The organism is Thalassospira sp. SN3W (genome assembly GCF_038070535.1).
GTDB classification, from domain to species: domain Bacteria; phylum Pseudomonadota; class Alphaproteobacteria; order Rhodospirillales; family Thalassospiraceae; genus Thalassospira; species Thalassospira xiamenensis.
This window is the reverse complement of sequence record NZ_CP121124.1, coordinates 3,047,215-3,068,422: the sequence shown is the minus strand read 5'-3', so window position 1 is coordinate 3,068,422 and position 21,208 is coordinate 3,047,215. Positions and strand designations below refer to the sequence as shown.

The 21,208-nt window shown below is 56.6% G+C and carries 16 protein-coding genes; 11 read left to right on the top strand and 5 right to left on the bottom strand.

The window, feature by feature from the left end; genetic code table 11:
- Nucleotides 1-61: 61 nt before the first annotated feature.
- Nucleotides 62-1,426: an O-antigen ligase family protein gene (locus P8T57_RS13825; protein WP_037991804.1), complete on the top strand. Its 1,365-nt coding sequence runs from the start codon at nucleotides 62-64 to the stop codon at nucleotides 1,424-1,426.
- A 288-nt stretch (nucleotides 1,427-1,714) separates the two neighbouring features.
- On the opposite strand, the gene P8T57_RS13820 is transcribed toward P8T57_RS13825, so the two are convergent.
- Both P8T57_RS13820 and P8T57_RS13815 read right to left on the bottom strand, forming a co-directional pair.
- Complete coding sequence (locus tag P8T57_RS13820; protein ID WP_341363424.1) at nucleotides 1,715-3,721, bottom strand: hypothetical protein; 2,007 nt, start codon at nucleotides 3,719-3,721, stop codon at nucleotides 1,715-1,717.
- 38 nt (nucleotides 3,722-3,759) lie between these two features.
- A complete protein-coding gene (locus P8T57_RS13815; RefSeq protein WP_114094601.1) occupies nucleotides 3,760-5,187 on the bottom strand; it encodes a WecB/TagA/CpsF family glycosyltransferase in 1,428 nt (475 codons plus the stop codon).
- 140 nt (nucleotides 5,188-5,327) lie between these two features.
- Between P8T57_RS13815 and P8T57_RS13810 the strand changes: the two genes are divergently transcribed.
- From P8T57_RS13810 to P8T57_RS13775, 8 genes are read left to right on the top strand one after another with little or no spacing between them, the layout of a single operon-like run.
- Complete coding sequence (locus P8T57_RS13810) at nucleotides 5,328-6,455, top strand: glycosyltransferase family 4 protein (RefSeq protein ID WP_341363423.1); 1,128 nt, start codon at nucleotides 5,328-5,330, stop codon at nucleotides 6,453-6,455.
- Entirely contained in the window at nucleotides 6,448-7,644 is a 1,197-nt protein-coding gene (locus tag P8T57_RS13805; RefSeq protein ID WP_341363422.1) for a glycosyltransferase family 4 protein, read from the top strand. The genes P8T57_RS13810 and P8T57_RS13805 overlap by 8 nt, the downstream gene beginning before the upstream one ends.
- Nucleotides 7,637-8,776, top strand: coding sequence for a hypothetical protein (locus tag P8T57_RS13800; RefSeq protein ID WP_341363421.1), 1,140 nt, complete (start codon nucleotides 7,637-7,639; stop codon nucleotides 8,774-8,776). The genes P8T57_RS13805 and P8T57_RS13800 overlap by 8 nt, the downstream gene beginning before the upstream one ends.
- Entirely contained in the window at nucleotides 8,773-9,516 is a 744-nt protein-coding gene (locus tag P8T57_RS13795; protein WP_341363420.1) for a hypothetical protein, read from the top strand. Before P8T57_RS13800 ends, P8T57_RS13795 begins: the two co-directional genes overlap by 4 nt.
- Entirely contained in the window at nucleotides 9,501-10,979 is a 1,479-nt protein-coding gene (locus P8T57_RS13790; RefSeq protein ID WP_341363419.1) for a hypothetical protein, read from the top strand. Before P8T57_RS13795 ends, P8T57_RS13790 begins: the two co-directional genes overlap by 16 nt.
- On the top strand, nucleotides 10,976-11,713 hold the full coding sequence (locus tag P8T57_RS13785) for a glycosyltransferase family A protein (protein WP_341363418.1): 738 nt from the start codon (nucleotides 10,976-10,978) through the stop codon (nucleotides 11,711-11,713). The genes P8T57_RS13790 and P8T57_RS13785 overlap by 4 nt, the downstream gene beginning before the upstream one ends.
- Nucleotides 11,710-12,801 (top strand): glycosyltransferase, encoded by a 1,092-nt coding sequence (locus P8T57_RS13780; RefSeq protein ID WP_341363417.1) that lies wholly within the window; start codon nucleotides 11,710-11,712, stop codon nucleotides 12,799-12,801. The genes P8T57_RS13785 and P8T57_RS13780 overlap by 4 nt, the downstream gene beginning before the upstream one ends.
- Nucleotides 12,802-12,859: 58 nt before the next feature.
- Nucleotides 12,860-13,225 carry an MmcQ/YjbR family DNA-binding protein gene (locus P8T57_RS13775; protein WP_071240996.1) on the top strand — a complete coding sequence of 122 codons (366 nt, stop codon included), beginning with the start codon at nucleotides 12,860-12,862 and terminating at the stop codon, nucleotides 13,223-13,225.
- 12 nt (nucleotides 13,226-13,237) lie between these two features.
- On the opposite strand, the gene P8T57_RS13770 is transcribed toward P8T57_RS13775, so the two are convergent.
- A complete protein-coding gene (locus P8T57_RS13770) occupies nucleotides 13,238-14,527 on the bottom strand; it encodes a nucleotide sugar dehydrogenase (RefSeq protein ID WP_341363416.1) in 1,290 nt (429 codons plus the stop codon).
- Nucleotides 14,528-14,765: 238 nt separating this feature from the next.
- Between P8T57_RS13770 and P8T57_RS13765 the strand changes: the two genes are divergently transcribed.
- On the top strand, nucleotides 14,766-15,491 hold the full coding sequence (locus P8T57_RS13765) for a transporter substrate-binding domain-containing protein (RefSeq protein ID WP_341363415.1): 726 nt from the start codon (nucleotides 14,766-14,768) through the stop codon (nucleotides 15,489-15,491).
- Between the two features lie 83 nt (nucleotides 15,492-15,574).
- On the opposite strand, the gene P8T57_RS13760 is transcribed toward P8T57_RS13765, so the two are convergent.
- Nucleotides 15,575-18,577, bottom strand: coding sequence for a class I tRNA ligase family protein (locus tag P8T57_RS13760; protein WP_341363414.1), 3,003 nt, complete (start codon nucleotides 18,575-18,577; stop codon nucleotides 15,575-15,577).
- A gap of 386 nt (nucleotides 18,578-18,963) precedes the next feature.
- Here P8T57_RS13760 and P8T57_RS13755 point away from each other — a divergent pair, with 386 nt between their 5' ends.
- Complete coding sequence (locus tag P8T57_RS13755) at nucleotides 18,964-19,638, top strand: DUF5610 domain-containing protein (protein WP_007090497.1); 675 nt, start codon at nucleotides 18,964-18,966, stop codon at nucleotides 19,636-19,638.
- Nucleotides 19,639-19,706: 68 nt separating this feature from the next.
- On the opposite strand, the gene P8T57_RS13750 is transcribed toward P8T57_RS13755, so the two are convergent.
- On the bottom strand, nucleotides 19,707-21,116 hold the full coding sequence (locus tag P8T57_RS13750) for a hypothetical protein (protein WP_341363413.1): 1,410 nt from the start codon (nucleotides 21,114-21,116) through the stop codon (nucleotides 19,707-19,709).
- Nucleotides 21,117-21,208 lie beyond the last annotated feature (92 nt).

The window sequence follows — 21,208 nt, the reverse complement described above, 5'->3', positions numbered from 1 at the left end:
CAGCCACACCTCGCGGCGGGACAAATTCGAAAAACTCCGCTATCGTGATCAGCTTGAAATCATGGATATTTTCGGAACGCTGATGCAGCGACTGGTGACATTTTGCCTGACATCCCAGATCGTTCTGGCCCCTATCATGCTGGGCGGCACACGACCTTGGGCGATAGCGGTTTTGACCATCCTGACCGGCATCGGGTTGCTGGTGGCGGGATGGTTCGGCCACGTGAAACTGACCCGACCGATCAAACAGGTTGGCATTGCCGGCGCACTCCTGTCTGTATGGCTGGTCGTGCAGGCCGCACCGATCTGGCCAACGCTGCCTGCCCCGTTCAACGCATCGCACCTTGCCCTTTACCCAACCGCCTTCCTGCCGATGATCGGCAGTGTTTTGTGGCTGGCCGGTATCTATGTGCTGGCCGCTGGATGCGCGCAAATGCGAGGTGATAAATTCACCCGAATAATCGCATGGGCCGTGATAATTGCGGCAATTCTGCAAGTCGCACTTGCCTGTCTTGCCGATATCTTCTCGTTTGAAAGCACCTATTGGTTTGCCAAGCAGGCCCATCTTGGTGACTGGACCGGAAGCTTTGCCAATCGCAACGCCTTTGGCGGCCTGATGACGATTGCGGCGATCTACGCCCTTTACCTTTTCTGCGCCAAGGGCACGGCCACAATCGGAAGCCGGATTGATCACGCGGCTGGCTGGATCGCACTTGCACTGATTTTCACATCCGCCCTGTTCGCCAGCCATTCGCGAAGTGCGGTTCTTGCACTGGCAATTGCCCTCATCACCTTTGCAATCATGCTTCGCCCAAAAGCAGACCGCCTGCTGCCGCGCATCACCTATCCCGTTATGGTCGTAGCCTGCGTTACAACTGCCCTGATCGTCATCGCCATGCTCATTCCCGATCTTGGCAATCGCTTTGCCGAACTGGCCCGCCCCGATCTGATCCAGCGCGATGACGCATGGCAGACTGCCATCATCGCCATATCCCATCGCCCATTTACCGGCTTTGGCCCGAACGCGATTGCGTTGGTGATGGATCATTTCGCAACCCTTGGCCTTAACCGCAAAGCCGCATGGTTCAGCAGCCATAATTTATGGCTTGATGCCGCCCTCATCTTTGGCATTCCCGCAACGCTGGCGATGGCTGGCTTTATCCTGTATCGGCTGACACGCACTTTCCGAGCAGCCGAAAACCGTCTGGATCGAACGCTTCTGATCAGCCTTGCGGCTCTGATCGGTATCATGTCCAGCATCGGCTGGGTCGCGTCGATGCCTGCACTCATTCTGCCCTTCCTGTCCCTTCTGGCCGCGCTTGAAGCAAGGCCGAAAGTACAAAGCCGCGCAGCATCACAATATCGGAACGGTCCCCGGCAATCCGTGAGGCCCGATCCAGTTCTTCGCCAATCGCCTGCGGATTAAAGTCTTGTTGCTGCGCCCGTGCCAAAGCCCGAAGCGACATCAAAACCGGATCAAACGGCGCATCTATAAGCTCCGCACTCGTCAATATCTCCAAAGCCATCCAATCGCCTGATTTAAAAGCTGCCGTGACCGCGTGCTGCTTTGCGTAATCGGCAACTCCATCCCCATCACGCAAAGCAGCTTCGATATCCGGCACATTCCGCAAGGCCGCCATCTCAGCCCCAAGGCGGCCCAAACCGATCCCGATCAAAACCAGCCCGGCAAATATAGGGGTCCGGCGAAAACGCATCAGGCGTTCTCCGCCCTGTCGGCATTGTCCCGACCATACGCCGGTCTGCCCCGTGTGGCAGCCAGGACAAGGCCATCGGGCACCAACCCGGCGGCGTTCAACTGACTGATGGCATCGCGCACATCACGGCGTTTGCTGTAACCACGGCGCAGCACCAGCAACCGCGCATCCGCCGCCCCCATCAGCAGTATCGCATCGGCCACTGATAAAACCGGCGGACTATCAATCACGATCCGGTCATAACGACCGCGCAGAAGATCCAGAACATCCCGTAATCCATTCTGAAGCAAGCCGGTCGCAAAACTTCCCGGTACGGATGCCCGCGCACCGATATAGTCAAAGGATTCACGATCTTCCCCGCTTTGAATGGCGTCCTCCAACGTCCCTTCACCGGCCAGAGCCGCCGTCAAATCCGACACGTTGCCGACACGCGCAAATCCCGCTGGGTGGCGCAGATCGCCATCAAGCAGAATCGTCTTCATCCCCGCAGTCGCAAAGCTTGTCGCAAGATCACGCGCCAGTCTGCTTTTGCCTTCGCCCGGCACAGCCGACCCGATGCAACTGACATGGGCGCGACCCGCATGTACGCGCGTTTTGGCAAGGATATTGACCAAAACCGCCAGATGGCCAACCGCTTCCTCCATCGAAACCGCACTGGCAAAGGGGTCATCAACTTGCGGAGTCCGGGCATAAAGCGGAATACCAAACCGGTCTTCCAACTTCCCGTCATCATGGATCGCCTGATCGAAATAGTGTCTTAGCATCCCCGCAACAACGGCGGCAAAAAGCGCGACCAGAACTGAAGCCATCCACAAATCGCGTCTGGTCGGAAACTCCGCCGTTTCAGGCAGGCTTGCGGCCTGCATCACCGTCACATCACTTTGAAATGCAGCCAATGCGATACGAAGTTCCTGCTCCGTTGTGCCAAGCGTGTCGGCTTCGCTGCGCATCAGTTCCACCGCGCGCAAAAGGGCGGCCTGCCCCTGTGCCTTTTCATGGCGGACAGTCAATTTTTCCTGCCAGTCATCACGCTGGCTTCTGATCACATCATATTGTTTTTGCGCATCTCGCAGATCAAGCGCGATCTTCTCTGCCGCCACCAACACGGCATCGCGCAGATGCCGCTGCACGGTTTCAAGTTCGCGATGAACAGCAATCATCGCCGGATGCTTGGGACCGTATCGCTGATCCAATGCCGCATGATTTCGACGTACCTCGTCATATTGCCCAGAAAGCCGTCGAACCGTTTCATTATTGGCAATCGGTGGCAGGGCCAGAAGGGTATCAATCGACTGCGAATTCTTGCGTGCATCGGCCATCAGGCGTGCCCGTTCCAGATCACGGCGCGCAACCTCCAGCGCGCCATTCAATTGATAAATTCGGTCCAGTATCAAACGGCTTTCATCGGGTTCGATAAAGCCTGCCTGCTGCTGCCACACCGAAAGATCGGTTTCGGCCTGCGCCAGCTTTGCGTTCGCGGCCAAAAGCTGTTCGGACGTTTCCATCAACCTCGCGCGAAATCCCTGTTTGCGTGTACTTTCGCGCTGCCAAAGGTAACTGTCGATAACGGCATTCAGGATTTTCTGGCTTTGCGCCGCATCATGATCGGTCACACTAACCTCGATCACGGACGCATTGCCAATGCGCACCACCTCGATCCGTGATCGCAGGGCACCAAGTACGCGGTTATCGCCTGCTTCATTTCCCTCACTTCCGTCAATCGCGGGCACGATCTGAACGCCCTCGCCGCGCAGGACCGAAAGTGCGGTTGCAAGTACTTCATTCCCGCGAAGCTCCGCCATTGCGGTTTCCAGATGCTGCGCAACCCCGCCCCCGTTTATCGGGGCATCTTCGCGATCGATCACAAAGGCAATTTCGGCCACCGAACGATAGGTTGGCATCAGTCGGGGAATAATAGCCGCGGCCACCATCAACACCGCAACAAAAACAAGCATCACAATCCCGCGGCGCTGCCACAGCACCGCGAACAGATCGATCAACGTCAAGTCTGTATCCTTGTCGGTTTGCAGTTGATCCGAATGCCTCATCGCGGGCTGACCGATGGCTGTTCAATCCAGTCCGACTGATCGGTATCTGCCCTTTCTTCCGTAAGGCTCGTGTTCCAGCTTTGCGTCGCCGCGGGGTCCCATTGCCTGTAATACGTGCTGAAACGAATTGGCAAAAAGGGCTGGGGTGGCTTTGATATCGATCCGGGACTGGTATTGTCGGTTGTCTCTGACGCAACGGCTTGCGCGCGATATCCCGCATCAAAAAACCGCCTTGAGATTTCAGGCATCGTTCCTGCTGCCATCGCGTCACGCATCTTGGGTTCGGGATACATTGCCACCACCCGAAGCACCGCCTTCATAACGATCAATTCCATCAGAAAACTGCCTGTCCCACCGGGCATGAGCATCTGCGTCAATGCCAGAACCCGATCCAGAACCAGCAAGACCATCCTGAAATCCTCTGGCCTCAGATTGCCTTCGCTTGTCACCACATCCCGCCCCAACAATCTTGCAATCAGGGCATCGACCGTATCGTCAATTTCCACAGTGTCGTTTTCGGATAGCTGATCGGTCAGGAATTGCATGATCTGGCTTGCATTTGCCTCGGCCGCTTCGATTTCAGGTGGGGGTAAAACCACCTGTCCGCTGGCATCGGCGGGTGTCAACACAAGCCAGATCGCAAATCCGACAATCACGACCCAACCTGCCGCGCGGTAAAATCGTCCAGCCCATGCCCGCAAGATTGCCGGAATGATACCCCCGGCAAACCGCCAAAGCCCGCGGCCATACCGTGGCCCCATCGTGCGCGGTGCCATGGCAATGCGCCATGCAAATTCCAGCCCGCATCGCTGCATCATCGCTGGTGCCCGCCTGATATCACCGGCCAGGACATCAAACGCCCCCCCAACCCCCATGATAAAACGGCATCCGGTTTTCGGCCCGTAATTCACCACAAACGCATCCTTGCGCGGACTGGGAAGGGCAACAAACACCACGTCCGCACCGCTGGCTCGAACCTTTTCGGCCAGTTTGGCATCATCGGGGTCGTAACCGTGATGGCCCCCGGCAATGATCAGTTCGGGAAAATCGCGGCGAAGGCGTGCTTGCACGCGATGCAAAACATCATCGCGGGCGCCTAGCAAAAAGACCGAATGTCCCGCCGCCTCAAACCTTGGCAAAAGACTTTCCATCAAATCAATGCCGGTCACCCGTTCGGGCACCGCAAGGCCCAGTAATCGGGCCGACCAGACAATCCCCATCCCATCCGCCGACAGGCAATCGGCCTGTGCCAAAACACGCCAAAGACCGCCATCCCGACACGCTTGTGCGAATTTGACCGCATTTAAAGACAAATGGCGGAAACAGCCTTCTTGATGGATATTGGAACAGATGTGATCGGCCAATGACGCCTGCCTGCGCAGATCAAGCATCAGGCCGAAAAAGTCCCCTCGGTCGCTGGTCATCCCCGCCGATCTCTCCCCAATGTCCCTTTATGTGATGGCTGCAATTGTTCGCCCCCCGACAACCATCTGACAAAGCATTGAAATTCAAAGTAACTTATGATTGTTTTGCCATCAAGACAAACACCAAAGAGTGATGGCGCGTGAAGATCATTCTGCTTACGAATATCGTTCCGCCCTACCGGCAACGCGCCTATGGCATGTTGGCCCGCCTTGTTCATGCCTGCAACCCGGTCCGCAATCCAGATGGCGACTTCCACGTCATCTGCACCCAGCGTCAAGAACCCCAACGCGCGTGGCCAATGCTGACCGGCGATTTCGCCCAATCAATCCTGCCCGGCATCAAAATCCCGCTTGGTGAAAATCGCGTGATCCCGATTAATTTCGGCTTAATCCGCACCCTTGACGCCGCCCGGCCTGATGTCCTGATCATTGCCGGTTTCGGACTGGCACAATGGCAGGCACATCTTTATGCCCGCCGACACAATATCCCGACCATTTTACAGTTTGATGGTTGGGCCGGATCGGACGCCACCTATCAAAACCGTCTTCGCGATTGCATCCGGAAAACGATGATCGCGCATGCCAAAATCTGCATTGCCGCCGGGGAAAATGGCCAAGACTGGTTTGTCGAATCCGGCAAGGTCAGAAACAATATCCTGATCGCCCCGATCCCGCCTTCCTTCACGGCTCCCAATCATCTTCACGGCTTTGATGACCGTCCCGTCGATCTTTTATGGTGCGGAAGGCCAACATTATCCAAGGGCTTCGAAACCTTCCTTGAAATTGCAGCCGGGCTACATCGCCAGGGCCACGCAAAGCGTATCCAGATCGTCGGGACCTGCGACCAGAATGACCTTGCAAACCGGCTTGCGGGACTAGGTCTGAGCAAGGCCAGCGACCATATGCCCGAAATACCTCCGGCGAAATTGCCCAGCATCTATCAGCAGGCCAAACTCTGCCTCCTGCCCAGCCGCAATGATGCCTATGGTGTCACCGTGATCGAGGCCATTGCATGCGGCACCGTCGCCCTCGCAAGCAACCGGGTCGGCTGCGTTCCCGATATTCTCGGCACCGCCGAAATTCTGCCTTGCAACATCGTGCCCGCATGGATGACGGCCTGCGCGCGATTGCTAAGTGATCGCGCCGCATGGCAGAAAACCCAAGCCCGGCAGCATTCCCGCATCGCCAACAACACCCCCGCCCATCACGCCGAAACCATCTTGCGGGCTTGCAAGATGGCAAACAGCGCAGAGGTGCCTGATGCATAACCGCGTTTTGGTCCGTGATGCCCCGGTCTGGATGATTGGCCGCAATGACCAGCTCCGCATTCTCGCCGCCCATCTAGCACACCATAACCGGCTGGTCCGCTGGGACAGTTTCTGGCGTCATGACGGTAGCGCTTTTCTCACCCCGCCGGCCCGGCGGGTGGAACCACATCTTTCCAATGTTCCCGGCCGACATCTCTTGCCCGATATTATGGGAAAGCTCGCACAAAAGCTTCACCTTCCCGCGCGAAACCTCTATTCCGATCTGCCTCTGTCATGGCTGGCGCGGCTCCATATGCCCGATGCCCGTATCCTCCACGGTCAGGGAAATTACAGCCTTCCCGCCATGCGAGCTGCCCGTGCACATGGCATGACGATCATTTCGGATGTCACCGGCCAGCTTGCCCCGGTCCGCCATCGCCAGCTCGCCGACGAATATCACCATCACGGTTTGCGTTATCGCGAGATATCAAACTTCCTTGCCCGCCGCCGCATCGCAGAAGCCCGATTTGCCGATGGCGTTTTTGCCCCCTCCGACGTGGTTGCCGCCGGACTTGAAGAATGCGGCATTGATCCGGCACGCATTCATCTGGTTCCCTTTGCGTCCGGCCTGTGTTCTCAATTGGTCAAGGCCGAACGAACGACACAAAATCCCGGCATCACCCGCCTTCTCTATGTCGGCAATATCTCGATTGCCAAGGGCATCCGAATTTTGATCGAAGCCTTCCGTGCGCTGCGCACCCGTCATGGGCCTTCCATCACGCTTGATCTGATCGGTGCGGCACAGCCCTGTGCGTTCGCCTATCTTTCCAAACTGCCGCAGGGTTGCGTCTGGCACGGTGCAATGCCACAGGCGAAGCTTGCCGAGCACTTGCTCTCCGACGATATATTCGTCTTCCCCAGCCTGTCCGAAGGCAGCAGTCTTGCCGTGCTTGAAGCCATGGCGGCTGGCTGTGCCGTGATCACGACCCCAGATGCCGGAAGCCCAATTACCCATCAAAAAAATGGGCTCCTGATCCAGCCCCGCGATCGCAACGCTCTGATTGACGCCATACATGCCCTGCATGCCGCTCCGGCACGTGTTCAGGCACTTGGCGTCGCCGCCCGCGACCTGATCGCAACCAATATCACCATGGATTACGGCACCCGATCCGAAGCCGCCTATGAAAGGGTTCTTGCCCACCATGCATAGGTTCCGCACGTGTATTTATCCGCTCTGGATGCTCTCAGCCAATCTGATCACACGCCTTGGCGGTATGATCATTCTACTTTTGATCGGCCATCATTTCGCCCCTGATCAGTTAGGGGCCTATTTCGCGGCCGTTGCCACCATCGGCCTTGCCGTAACCATCGCGCAGGCCGGATGCGGCCTGCTTCTGATCCGGTTCTATCAGGCAAACCAGTACCGCGCCGCCTTCGCCCTTTGCGCGCTTCGCCTTACACTTGCTATCGCGGCAACCGCGTTTGTCGTCATCATGACAGACATCCCCCCATCGCCGATCCTTCTGATGCCCACGGTCGCGGCTCTCGCCCCGGACTGGATCATCACGGCACGCGGTCAACTTTCCAAAATCGCCCTGATCGCCGTTCTAGGACAAATCGCCGGAATCACCGTCGCTTTCGTTGCCATCGTCCCCCAAAGCAATCTGGCCCTCTTTGCCATCGCACCAGCAATCTCACTGGCAAGCCTGATCGCGGGTGCCTTGCTTGCCCTTCGCGATCATGCCTCTCACCCAACTGCCATAACCAAAATCACCCACAGCCAGATGATCAATCTGATCGGCTTCACCCTGCTGGCTGGCGCACTCCCCAATCTTGATTTCGTGCTGCTCGGCCAAAATCTGCCCAACACAGCGCACGCCAATCTGATGCTGGCCCAACGCATCTTCCTGATCACGGCGGCGATCATCGCCAGCATTTCGGCGGCATTATTTGCCAAAAAGCAGGCCGGGCTGCTCCGCGATATCTGGCTGATCGCACCACCACTTGCCATGACTGCAACACTTCTGATGCTGCCCGAAACGCTTGCCCTGCTTTTTTACGGCACTGTCAATGTCAACCTCGTCGCCTTGTTGCGCACAGGGGCCTTCTGGCCCGTGCTGCTTGCGATGGTCTCGCGTCAAATCCTGATATCACAGGAAACCGAAAACCAGCTCTTCCCCGGCTGGATTTGCCTTGCTCTTCTTGTTGTCTCAGGCGTGCTTCTTCCGACTTCCCCTCATGAAACCGATGCTGTGATCATTATGCAGCTTCGCCTGAGCCTCTGCCTGATCCTGATCGCGATATGTCACCGCAATCCCATTTTGCGGAACAAACCGGCATGAAGAAATTGCAGGCCGAAATCATCAATAACCGCCTCATCACCGGCCAGTATGGCGATATCCGTTTCGGGCCCTGGAGTTTTGAATGCTCTGATAGGTACTCTTTCGTCACACTCAGCGATCAATGCCGCAACACACGCCAGGTTGGCGATCACTGGCAACTGGCCGAAGGCGACTGGGCGCTTGATTACCAGACAAGCCGGATTGATCCCGCAACGCTTCGCATCCGGGCAACACTCTCCGCCCGCCGCGATGGGCTGTTACAGGATGCCGTCATCCGGCTGATCTTTGACAAACCCACCATTCAATCAGGCGAAATTGCCGGTCGCAAATATCACCACACCGACAGTGACAGATACCGCCTGCATCCCGTCCGCACCGTCCGACTAATGGGAACCGATGGCACAATCATTTCCGTCACGCTTGATCGTTATGACGGGGCCGGTCGCTTTACGCCTTACATTTATCTGCGTGATCGCGGCGATCACTGGATCATTCACGCCCGCCTGCTGCCAATCGATCCGGTTGATCACGTCTGGTTGCGCTGGGCCAACCGATTTTTCACCCTGTCCGCCCCGGATTGGCTGGCGCATCTAGTCTGGAATTTTCCGGGTGGCAAAGCTGCTTTCTGGCGCTTGCGCGAACGACTTGGCCGACGCTGTCCCGAAATACAGGCAGTCCCGCTTAACAGGCTGAAATCAAGTCAGTCCCTAATGCTGGAGGTCACATGTCGCTTCGCGTAGTACAATCTGATTTGCACGAACGCTGCCTTCGCCTTGCGCGTTTGATTGCCGATCAACTGGCCAATCAGCAGTACGAAAATGGCGATTTCCCCCAGCACAGCTTTTACGCCAAGGCCTATGCCGTCGCCCTTTGTCAAAATCTGGGTTACGATCACTATACTGCGAAAATTAGGGCGGCCGTCAATGCGCTGAAAACCGAAATCCAGGACCACCGTTATCATCGCGAATTCATCGAATACGCACTGGAAAACTGCCCGGACATAAACGCCGAAACCCGTTATGCCATCTTGCGAAACTCCCCATACCAATCGCCCAGTGTCGCAAACTGGCACATCCTTGCAATGCGTATCCGCCAATCCGGTTCATGGCGGGATAAACTGCGTGCAAAACTGGACTGGCTTTATACTCGTACCCGCTTCTGGCGCGCACCGGTCTTCATGGACCGCCCCGGCTGTTTTTCCGCGCAATATCATGCCTTCTGCACCGCCTTGCTGACCGATAGCCCTATGCCAGCCCAACGCAAAATCGCGGCGAAGGCCACTGATCTGATTGCCCGACTTTGCGCAACAACAGGCATCCCCAACCTTGTCGGGCGCGGTGCCGGACAGAGCTTTGGCGCAACGACCGCCCTTTATGCCCTGCTCAAACACGGCTATCGCGCTGAGGCCGAAGCCATCCTGTTTCGCCTTGAACAGACCTTGCTGCAAACCGAAACATTGTCGCTCAACCTGCTTGCCCCCAATCCTTTACCAGATGATCCCGGCCCGGATAATCCACAAACACCGGGCTGGTACAGCTATAACCGGCATTACGATTATCTGGCTTTCACCGGCTTCTGGCTGCTGCGCGCAGCAATCGATAGTTCGCCCGAACATGCGCCAACAATTCGCGCCAATGCCGATTTCCTGCTGATCCACGACACCGATCATTATCACGCCCGCATGTGCCTGCGCGGAAAGTCGTCCTATGATATCACGACCGCGCCGGTGTTGATCACAAACGGTCATGTGTTCCTGCCTCCCACCGGCGGCGAAGAAGACTTTTCAAGCCTTTATGGCCTGGCATCACTGCCACTTCCGGCCTTTGCCGGTCAACAGGCGTGGAGCACCTTCACATCCGGCACGATAAGCGATAGCACCGCAAAGATCACATTCAGACTGGCAGGTCGCCGGGGCCAGCGCGACATCACATTCAACGAGAACGAAATTGTCATCCATGATCAGGTCGATACAGACAGCCGATCCAACCTGCATCTGTTCCGCCTGCTGGTCCCCGCCGGCTTGGCCTTCGAAAAACCCGGTTCAAACCGGATTGATTTCCCCGATTTGAACCTCCACCTGATCGCGGACCATCCGCTCCATATCACCGATGATGGCCTGTTTGCCGTAACCGGCCCGGTCAGAACGATCTTTGTCCCGAACCAAAGCACCGCAACACTTCGCATCGTCTGGAGCCCCTCATGACCAAGGATGATGCGATCACCGTGATCACCACGGTTCGGGATGGCGATGCCTTTCTGGAACGCTATTTTGCCAATCTTTACAAAATTCTCCGCCCGCAGGATGTTGCCATCCTTGTCGATGATGGTTCGGTAAACCCGATCATCCTTCCCGGCCAAGCAACAAGAGTCAAACTGATTTGCTGCCCCCCGATTGGCAGGGGAGCCGCCCTTAATCTTGCCATTTCCAATGCGACAACCCGCCTGATTGCCATTCAGGATATCGATGATGTGTCTCACCCGGATCGCCTGTCGATACAGGCCGCCTTTCTCATGGATCGTCCAAACGCCCTTGCCTTCGCCACAGGACAGGAAACAGCCACAACAAACGCCCGCAACCCGTGGCAACAAATCCCGGCCACACGGCTTTATCGCAGCAACCCGCTGCATCACTCGTCATTGGCGTTTCATCGCGATATCTGGGAAATGGCCAGTGGCTATGACCCGGTACTGCCGTGCTGCATCGATCTTGATTTTTATCTGCGCGTCGCAAGCCTGCCCATGACCTCCATCTGGCAGTTTCGCCGACAATTGATTACGCGAAACACTAATCCCGAGACACGCCATTTTGCCTCCATCCCCGACCCGGTCTATCAAGAAACTTTACGCATTGTTCTGGCCCGACATCGCCGGGCTATCGCGCCACCACATTGGATGCGCATTTTCGATCTGAAACGTTTGTCGGGGATTGGCAGATGACGAAACCACCGCGGATCATTGCCTTGGTGCAACTGCCCCCGCCGATGCACGGGGCGGCAACCATGAATGAACGGGCTTTGGTCGCGCTTCGCAAAATCTGTGATGTGACAGTGCTTGAAATGCGCTTTGCCAAAAATCCCCGCGATATTGCCAGGATGAGATTGGGCAAACTGGTTATGGCTCTGGGACTTTGGCTAAAACTATTGCTCGCACTCCGGCGAAAACCCGATGCACTTTATATCTGCTTCGCCCCAACTGGGGGCGCGTTTTATCGCGATTGTCTTTATGTGATGACGGCCAAAATCCTTGGCATCGCAACCATACTGCATCTGCATGGCCGTGGATTGCAAACCGGGCGCAGCCAATGGTTAACCGCATTTTTGCAACGCCATGCCTTTGCCGGGCAAACCGCCATTATTCTGGGCAAGGCGTTGCGCAATGAAATTGATGGCCTTCAATGCCGATCAAAAATCATCGCCAATTGCCTGCCCGATACGGCCTTCATGATCGATCACGACCCGATCAGCACCATAACGCCGCGTATGCTTTATCTATCAAACCTTTTTCGCAGCAAAGGTATCGATGATGTGCTGGCGGCCTGTGCAATTCTCAAACAGCGTAATATCGATTTCGCGCTTGATATCGCCGGCGCCGAAGGCGACCTCTCAACCTGCGAACTTTCACAATTGATCCACAATTTGAATCTTTCGGATCACTGCCATTATCACGGTCCGGTCGATGCGGATATCCGCACCAAACTTCTATCCAATGCCAACCTCTTTCTGTTTCCGTCAAGCTACCCGAACGAAGCACAACCTCTTGTCGTGCTCGAAGCCATGGCCGCAGGAGTTCCCGTCGTCAGCTCCTCCATCGGAACTTTGGTTGATATCGTTCACGATGGCGAAACCGGCCGCATCTGCCAGCCCGGCAATCCGGAAATGCTGGCAAATATTGTTTCAGATGCCCTGACCCAACCAACCGAAACCCACGAAATGGCGCGGGCTGCAAAGGCCTTTTGCAACCAGCACTTCCGGGCAGATCGGTTTGAGAAGGAACTTCAACAACTGATCAAGGAAATCATTTCTTGATCTCTTTAACCACGCCTGCCCAAATATCCAGCAAGCCTCAATCGTGAAAGATACCGTCATGACCCGCGATGAATTCAACGCATTTTGCCAATCGCTGCCGGTGACAACGCATGTCGTGCAATGGGGCGGGGCGGATGTCTGGAAAGTCGGCGGCAAGGTCTTTGCGATTGGCGGCTGGACCAAGGGCCATACGCTTGGCATTACCTTCAAGGTATCCGACATCGCCTACGAGGTTTTAAAGGAACAACCCGGTTTGCGCCCTGCCCCGTATCTTGCCTCGCGCGGGATGAAATGGATCCAGCATTATGACGCACCGGGACTTGATGATGCGAACCTGCGTGACCATTTGGCAGAATCCCACAAAATCGTCTCGCGCGGCCTGACCAAAAAGATGCAGCGCGAGCTTAATCTGTATCAGGAATAAACGGCGCGGCTTTTACAACCGCCAAAGGTCGATGCCTGCGGGCACGTCGTCACGCGGCAGAATGGCGCGCACATCGGCAACGAAGCCGGTGCCATCCTTCAAAAGCCCCTCCACTAGCGGCCAACCCTTGGCAACATATTCCCGGTGTGACACCGCCAGCACGACGGCATCCGCCGGTTTCAGGTCGGCATCACCACACAATTTCAGACCATCGAATTCATGCAGAACTTCCTCGGCATCGGCATGATGATCATGGACCTGAACATTTATCCCGGCATCTTCGAGCGAGCGGATGATATCGATCACGCGCGTATTTCGAATGTCGGGCACGTTTTCCTTAAAGGTCAGGCCAAGCACCGTCACAGTCGGGTTCTTGGTCGCTCCTTCGCGCAACAACGCCCGAATGACCTTATTGGCAACAACCTCGCCCATGCCGTCATTCACCCGACGACCGGCCAGAACCACCTGCGGGTAATAACCAAGTTCCTCTGATTTGTGGGTCAGGTAATAGGGATCAACCCCGATGCAATGCCCACCGACAAGGCCGGGCGTAAAGCGCAGGAAGTTCCATTTGGTGCCCGCGGCATCCAGAACATCACGGGTATCGATACCCGCCCGATCAAAGATCAGCGACAGTTCGTTCATCAGCGCAATGTTCAGATCGCGCTGGGTATTTTCAATCACCTTGGCGGCCTCTGCGGCCTTGATCGTCGGTGCCTTGTGGATCCCAGCCTTGACGACAGATCCATAAACCGCCGCAACGATTTCAAGCGTTTCAGGCGTCTGCCCCGACACAACCTTGGTTATGGTGGTAAAGCGATGTTCGCGGTCTCCAGGATTGATGCGTTCAGGCGAATAACCCACCGTGAAATCGATCCCCGCCTTCAACCCCGAAAGCTGCTCCAGGATCGGCACGCATTCTTCCTCGGTTGCGCCGGGATAAACCGTGCTTTCATAAACAACGATGTCGCCCTTCTTGAGGATTGCACCAACGGTTTTCGATGCAGATCGCAACGGCGACAGGTCAGGACGGTTTGATTTGTCAATTGGGGTCGGCACAGTCACGATATGGAAATCGGCCTGAAGCAAATCTTCGGGATTATCACTCAGCAACAAATCGGCGGCTGCCAGTTCATGATCATCAACCTCGCCGGTTGCGTCATGCCCTGCCTTAAGCTGTGCAATGCGCGACTTGTTGATATCAAACGCCACGACACGTCCGATTTCGATCCCGAAGGCCACCGCCACCGGCAAACCGACATATCCCAGACCGATAACCGAAATCTTGCGACCGTGGCTCATTGCTCAACCCTTGGATTTTAATTCTGTCTGACTTCTAGCCAGCACATGCTCAACCGTCAATAAAAGAGGAACGGTATCCGCTTTAGGCAATCGCAAAATATGTGTTAACCTGCGAGTTCTCGAAATCAGACTGTTATCCATGCATAAAATCCCCTATCTGATTTGCCTTTTCCTGTTTTGTCTTGTTGCTGGAATGCCCGCCACAGGCCGGGCAGGAGCTGCGCGCATAAGCGTTGTAATGCCTTACATCCCGATGATGGCCGAAAGTCCGGCGCGTGGGACATTCATTCGCATGTATCAAGAAGTGGCTGCGCGGACCGGCCAGAAAATCATCATTGATATTCTACCACCCCGCCGAGCGGTACAATCCTTTATTGCCGGCGAATACGATGCCTTGGGTGCCTTCCCGTCGCTTAGCGAATTACCGGTTTCGCTGGCATCCGTGCCGTATTACCTGCGCGAGAATCTGATTTTCTACAAACCGGGCCAATTTGGTCAGAACGCGATCACCTCACCCGACGGTCTGGCCGGATTGCGGGTCGGGCTTTCGGCCTATCATTATCCACCCGCCATCATCAATCGTCAGGATGTCGATTTCGAACGGGTTCCCAGCGACCATTCCTTGCTGAGCATGATTGCCAACAACCGGCTTGATGCTGCCATCATCGAGAGGTCTTCGGGGCTTCACATTCGCGATCAGCTCGGACTTGCCGGGGTTATCGATACTCTCGACATCCCGCTCACAACGGAAAATGTCTTTTCCCTGTTTCAGGCCAACCGCGAAGGTATTGAAAATCGCGCCATATTTAACCGGGCTGTTTACGACATGCTGTGTGACGGAACGCTGGCGGGAATTTTCGGACGAAGCGACGTTTTACCCGATATTTCCTTGCTCGAACGTGATCTGCCACCTGAAAGCTGGCGTAACGACTGCCTTCCCTCCCTTCCGGGTTCCACCCGCTAAACAGCCAACGATCCAATATGCAAAACGGGGTGCGCCATATATGACACACCCCGTTTCATCATCATTGTCGATTAAGGCTGGGCTTACCCCTTGACCACGATATTGATCAGTTTCGGGGTCGGCTTGGCGATATAGATCACCTTGACGATCTGCATGCCTTCAAGATGGCGGGCAACATTTTCATCGGTCTTTGCCATTGCCTCGACCGTTGCCTGATCGGCATCCGCCGCCACCATGATCGAGCCGCGTTTTTTGCCATTGACCTGAACCGGGACTTCAAATTCGTCGTCCTTGGCCTTTTCGGCATCAAATACCGGCCAGTCAAACTTGATCACCGATTTTTTGGAACCAAATTCGGCCTCTGCCATACAGCTCATAAGCTCTTCGCCCAGATGCGGTGCAAAGGGCGCGACCATCAGGGCAAGCGCACGAACATGATCGTCATGCACCGCATTCTGGCGGGTCATGGCGTTGGTCAGTTCGATCAATGCCGCAATCGCAGTGTTCAGCCGCAATTCAGCGATGTCATTGGTCACCTTGGCGATGGTTTTATGCAAAAGCGTTTCGATCTTGCCATCGACGTCGCTTGTGCGTTCCATCTGGGTTGCGACCTTCCAGACATTGGACAGGAAACGCATCATGCCGACAATCGCATCGGACTGCCACGGTTTGGAGCTGTCAAGCGGCCCCATATACATCTCGTACGTCCGGAAGGTATCAATCGTATATTGATCGCAAATTTCTTCCGGCGGGATGCCATTTTTGTACCGCTTGCCCATTTTGCCGGGAACGGTAATCAGCGCCTCATCCGTTTTGGCATTGAATGGCTGCTTTTTACCGTCAACATCGCGCATTTCAACATCATGGATATCGACATAAACGCCGCGCGCATCGGTATAGGCATCGGCCGTGATCATGCCTTGGTTGAACAGCTTCTGGAACGGTTCGGGTGTGGCGACATAGCCAAGGTCAAACAGCACTTTGTGCCAGAAACGCGAATACAGAAGATGCAGCACCGCATGTTCCGCCCCGCCGACATAAAGGTCGACCGCGCCGGGCTTGGCATTGCCATTGTCATCGGTGGTGTTGGCCCAATAGGCCGCCGCCGCATCCGATGCAAAGGCCTGATCGTTATTTGCATCGAAATAACGCAGATAATACCAGCACGACCCGGCCCAGTTCGGCATCGAGTTCGCATCACGACGGAACGAACGCACTTCGTGATCCGCACCGGCGTGGCTGTGGGTCGAACCAACAGCCGCATCCACCGGTAGGACCGAACCATCGGCAAGCACGATCCCGGTGACTTCCATCCATTCCTTGGCACGCGCCAGCGGCGGCTCAGGCTCGGAATTCGGGTCTTCGTTTGATTGCGGTTTGAAATCGGTCATTTCCGGCAGGACGACGGGCAATGCCGCCTCGGCCACGCCATGCACCTGTCCGGTTTGCTGATCAAACAGAACCGGGAACGGTTCACCCCAATAACGCTGGCGCGAAAACAGCCAGTCGCGCAGTTTGTACTGTACCCGACCGCGGCCGATGTTTCTGGTTTCCAGCCATTCGATGATTTTTGCCTTGGCATCCGGTGTCGAGAGCCCGTTCAGGCTGACCTCGTCATTGGCCGAATTGATCGTATCGCCGATATCGGTCTGCGCGATTTTGAAATCGCCCGGTGCGGTTTCATAGCGCGCCAGCAATGCCGCATCGTCAAGATCGGTCGCATCATCCGGTGCATTGGCCCGAAGCCAGCTTTCCGACGGTTTGGTGGTCGCGACAATCGGCAGACCGAATTTATGGGCAAATTCGAAATCGCGCTGATCGCCGGCCGGCACCGCCATGATCGCGCCTGTGCCATAGCCCATCAGGACATAATCGGCAATCCAGACGGGGATCTGCTGCCCATTGGCCGGGTTGGTGGCATAGGCCCCGATAAACACGCCGGTCTTTTCCCGGTTGGCTTCGTCCTTGGACGATACCGGACCGGCCAGTTTGACCTCGGCGCGATAGGCCGCGACCGCATCCTTCTGATCGGCTGTCGTCAATGCATCAACCAGCGGATGTTCGGGGGCGAGCACCATATAGGTCGCGCCGAAAATCGTATCGGGGCGTGTGGTATAGACCGCGATCTTGTCTTTTCCGCCATCGGCCAATGCCACCGGGAAATTGACCCGCGCGCCGACCGAACGACCGATCCAGCCTTTCTGCATCTCGACAACGCCGTTGGGCCAATCAAGCCCTTCAAGGTCACCCACCAGCCGATCAGCATAATCGGTAATGCGTAACATCCACTGTTTCAGCGGGCGCTTGTAAACCGGGTAATCCCCACGTTCGGATTTGCCTTCGTTGGTGACTTCCTCGTTTGACAGAACCGTGCCCAGCATCGGGCACCAATTGACCGGCACTTCGTCAACATAGGCCAGACGCCCGCGATCAATCGCGCGGTCGATTTCCTTGCCTTCTGCCTTCGTGCCCTCGCCAATCAGCGATTTCGGTTGCGGCACACTGTCCTCGTCCAACAACCATTCCCCGCTTTCAAGCAGCCCGCGAAGCTCGGCAATCGGGCGGGCCCGCCCGGTGATGGTCTGCCCCTGCGGGCCTTTCCATTCGACGGTCGGGTCATAGAAGCTGTTGAAAAGCTGAAGGAAAATCCACTGCGTCCATTTGTAATAATCGACATCGGTCGAGGCAAAGCGACGATGCGGATCATGGCCAAGGCCGATCACCTGCAACTGGCGCAGCATGTTTTCGATATTGGCTTCGGTGGTGATGCGCGGATGCTGGCCGGTCTGGATGGCAAATTGTTCGGCTGGCAGGCCAAACGCATCAAATCCCATGGAATGCAGCACGTTAAAGCCGCGCATGCGTTCGAACCGTGCCTTGACGTCGGTTGCGATATAACCCAGCGGATGACCGATATGAAGGCCGACACCGCTTGGATAGGGAAACATATCGAGGATGACTTTTTTCTTTTTGGCGGCGTCGAAATCGGCATCGCCCGGATTGGGGGTACGATAGGTATCGTTTTCCCGCCAGTAATCCTGCCAGCGCTTTTCAAATTCGCGCGCACTTTCCTGATAGTTCGCCACCGTCAAACAGCTCCTAAGCTCAAAATACCGGATGCGGAGTAAACCTCGACACGATCCGGATCATCAATTCTGATTAACCAAACCCTGTTCAATAATCGGGCTTGGCCCCTGTTGCAATATCAGAGTGCAGGATAACCGCCACAACCGGCCCGGATGCAAGCCCGAAAACCCGCGTATCACGCATGGCGGGTTTGCACATCGCCCAACCGAACCTATATAACTGGCTATGGCCTTTTCGCCCTGATTGTGCCATATTAACTGCACGTAAAGACTTCCGGCGCGCGATCCGTACCAAGAAGGTGCCCGCGCAGGCCATCAGGAAATCACCGTGTATCAAGCCCGATCAAGGACTTATACACCTACAACCCGCGTCCAGGGAGGACGGCATGGATATCACCATCGGCGGACTGACATCGCAGGCAGCAAACGGCTCAAGCCGCAGCGCGCAGTCTTACCTGCCCGGTAATGACGACTCGAAATCCGGGTCGAACAATTCTATTGCCTCCGCCTTCGCCAGCGCGACCTCGGTTTCGCTGTCCTCTGAGTCAGGCAATCTTCTTTCGGCCGATCAGATCGTTTCGGCGATCAATGAAAGCCTGTCTTCGACCGGCCTGTCGATCCAGGGCGTCGATCCCACCGATTACACCCCCGAAGCGGTTGCTGATCGCATTCTGGCCCGTGTCGGTGATCTGATCGCCTCGAACGCCAGCAGCCCCGAAGAAGCCCGCGAGATTTTTGATCAGGCCAGCGAGGGCATCGCCAAGGGTCTGGAACAGGCCCGCGACTTCCTTGACGGCCTTGGCGCGCTCAATGACACGATCAATGGCAATATCAACGAAACCGAAGACCGCCTGAATGAAGGCTTGAAATCCATCGAAGCCCGCCTGACCGAACTGTTTGAAAGCAGCCCGGCCAAGGAAGCGGCCGATACAACGCCGGAACGCGATGAGCAGGTGCTCCAGTCGCAGATCACCCAGACCGCACAGGCAAGTCAGGCCTATGCCGAGGCTGGCACCAATGCGCAGCGTAACGCCCCGCGTTACGGCACTTCCGCGATCTGATCTTCGCGATCATAGCCTCACCCATCCAAACCGGCAGGCACATCCCCTGCCGGTTTTGTTTTGCGCCCTCACATCCCCGCCGCCCCCGGCCCGTCATCGCCGCCAACGCGAAACAGCTTCCGTCCGGTATCCTGTATCTTGTTAAACGCATCCTCGGCCATGAAGCCCGAGACAAACGCCATGAAGGTCACAAGGAACGCGCTGATTTCGATATTGCCCGATCCGTCCGGGCCACCTTGGGTCACCATCAGCATCCCGGCCTCGGTAAACAGGAAAATCGCGATGGCGGCCGCAATCCCCTCCCCCGTCATCACCATCAGGTGGCCTGCGGCGGCAAAGCCGGTTTCGGGTGCCACCACCGCCACCTCTGCTGCCTCTGCCCCATCCTCATCCCTGTCCGCCACATCCGCCACCCCAACCCGGCGATAGCGACGCGTAAAGCTGACGACGGAGCCAAGGCCGCCCGCCGCCACCGTCACCAAAAGCGTAAGCACGATCCCAGGCATCTGAAGCAAAAGCGACAATACCCCGCCAAGCGGCTGCTGAAACAGGGCGACCAGCGACCGTCGTCCGCCCTCATCTGTCGCATCCTCGTCCGCCCAAAGGGCTGCATGTTCTTCTCTAAGATCGGCAAGCTCCGCACTCAGGCTGGCGCGCAGCCGGTCGGCCTGCGCCTGTTCGGCGGTGATATTGGCCCAGGCCACCTGGGCGCGCGCCGCCTTCTCGCCAAAGCTCATCACCGCATTTTTGATCGCCTCAATCCGGGTGCGGATATCGGTCGCAAAGTCCTCGTTTACCCCGGGGGCCAGCGCCATCTGCGACAGGGCATTATCCAGGTTGGCAATCACCTCCTTGCCCTCGTCGGTGCGCGCATTATCGGGCGATGGTCGCCCGTCCTCGGCACTGAAATCGCTTTGCGCCAGAAAGGCGAACGCCTGATTAAGCGCCCCAAGATAAGCCGTGCGAAAGTCCGGGTCGAACCTGCCCGGTTGTTCGGCCACCACCGCCCCCAATCCGGCATAAAGATCAAACGCCGCCCGCCACGCGGCAATCGCCTCCTGCCGCAGGGCCAATCCGTGCCGGGCGGCGGCAAGGCCGCTTGCGTCAAGCATCCTGATTTCGGTGCGCATCGCATGGATATCGCCCTTGAGCTGTGCCTCGTGATAGCCCTGAAACACCAGCCGCTCCAGATCGCCGGGCGAGCTTAGCTCAAGCTCGCGGCTCAGAAGCTCACGCTGGATATCGGCGGTAAATCCGGCGAACAGGGTCACGACAAACCCGACATACAAAACCACCACCAACCCGATCAGCATGACAGAGCCCAAAATCGCCGCCCCGCGAACATATAAAACCCGGCCAAACAGAACACGCCGGATCAGATCTCCCAATCCTTTTGCGCCTACGCCGCTGCCAGATGCACCAGATAACGGCGGCCGTGCCGGAGCCCCCGAAGATTGCCGGTCATTCTCCTCTGCCATGGTCTGCGCCTGCACTCCGTCTGGTTATGCCGTGATACGGCGGCCCGCGCCGCCTCAAACCTGACGCTCCCAGACCCGCCCTTGTGACGGCG

Excerpts from the sequence above, each read along its gene's own strand:
- P8T57_RS13825 (WP_037991804.1), top strand. The coding sequence starts at position 62 with ATGGATATTTTCGGAACGCTGATGCAGCGACTGGTGACATTTTGCCTG.
- P8T57_RS13815 (WP_114094601.1), bottom strand. The coding sequence starts at position 5,187 with ATGACCAGCGACCGAGGGGACTTTTTCGGCCTGATGCTTGATCTGCGC.
- P8T57_RS13805 (WP_341363422.1), top strand. The coding sequence starts at position 6,448 with ATGCATAACCGCGTTTTGGTCCGTGATGCCCCGGTCTGGATGATTGGC.
- P8T57_RS13800 (WP_341363421.1), top strand. The coding sequence starts at position 7,637 with ATGCATAGGTTCCGCACGTGTATTTATCCGCTCTGGATGCTCTCAGCC.
- P8T57_RS13795 (WP_341363420.1), top strand. The coding sequence starts at position 8,773 with ATGAAGAAATTGCAGGCCGAAATCATCAATAACCGCCTCATCACCGGC.
- P8T57_RS13790 (WP_341363419.1), top strand. The coding sequence starts at position 9,501 with ATGTCGCTTCGCGTAGTACAATCTGATTTGCACGAACGCTGCCTTCGC.
- P8T57_RS13785 (WP_341363418.1), top strand. The coding sequence starts at position 10,976 with ATGACCAAGGATGATGCGATCACCGTGATCACCACGGTTCGGGATGGC.
- P8T57_RS13780 (WP_341363417.1), top strand. The coding sequence starts at position 11,710 with ATGACGAAACCACCGCGGATCATTGCCTTGGTGCAACTGCCCCCGCCG.
- P8T57_RS13775 (WP_071240996.1), top strand. The coding sequence starts at position 12,860 with ATGACCCGCGATGAATTCAACGCATTTTGCCAATCGCTGCCGGTGACA.
- P8T57_RS13770 (WP_341363416.1), bottom strand. The coding sequence starts at position 14,527 with ATGAGCCACGGTCGCAAGATTTCGGTTATCGGTCTGGGATATGTCGGT.
- P8T57_RS13765 (WP_341363415.1), top strand. The coding sequence starts at position 14,766 with ATGCCTTACATCCCGATGATGGCCGAAAGTCCGGCGCGTGGGACATTC.
- P8T57_RS13755 (WP_007090497.1), top strand. The coding sequence starts at position 18,964 with ATGGATATCACCATCGGCGGACTGACATCGCAGGCAGCAAACGGCTCA.
- P8T57_RS13750 (WP_341363413.1), bottom strand. The coding sequence starts at position 21,116 with ATGGCAGAGGAGAATGACCGGCAATCTTCGGGGGCTCCGGCACGGCCG.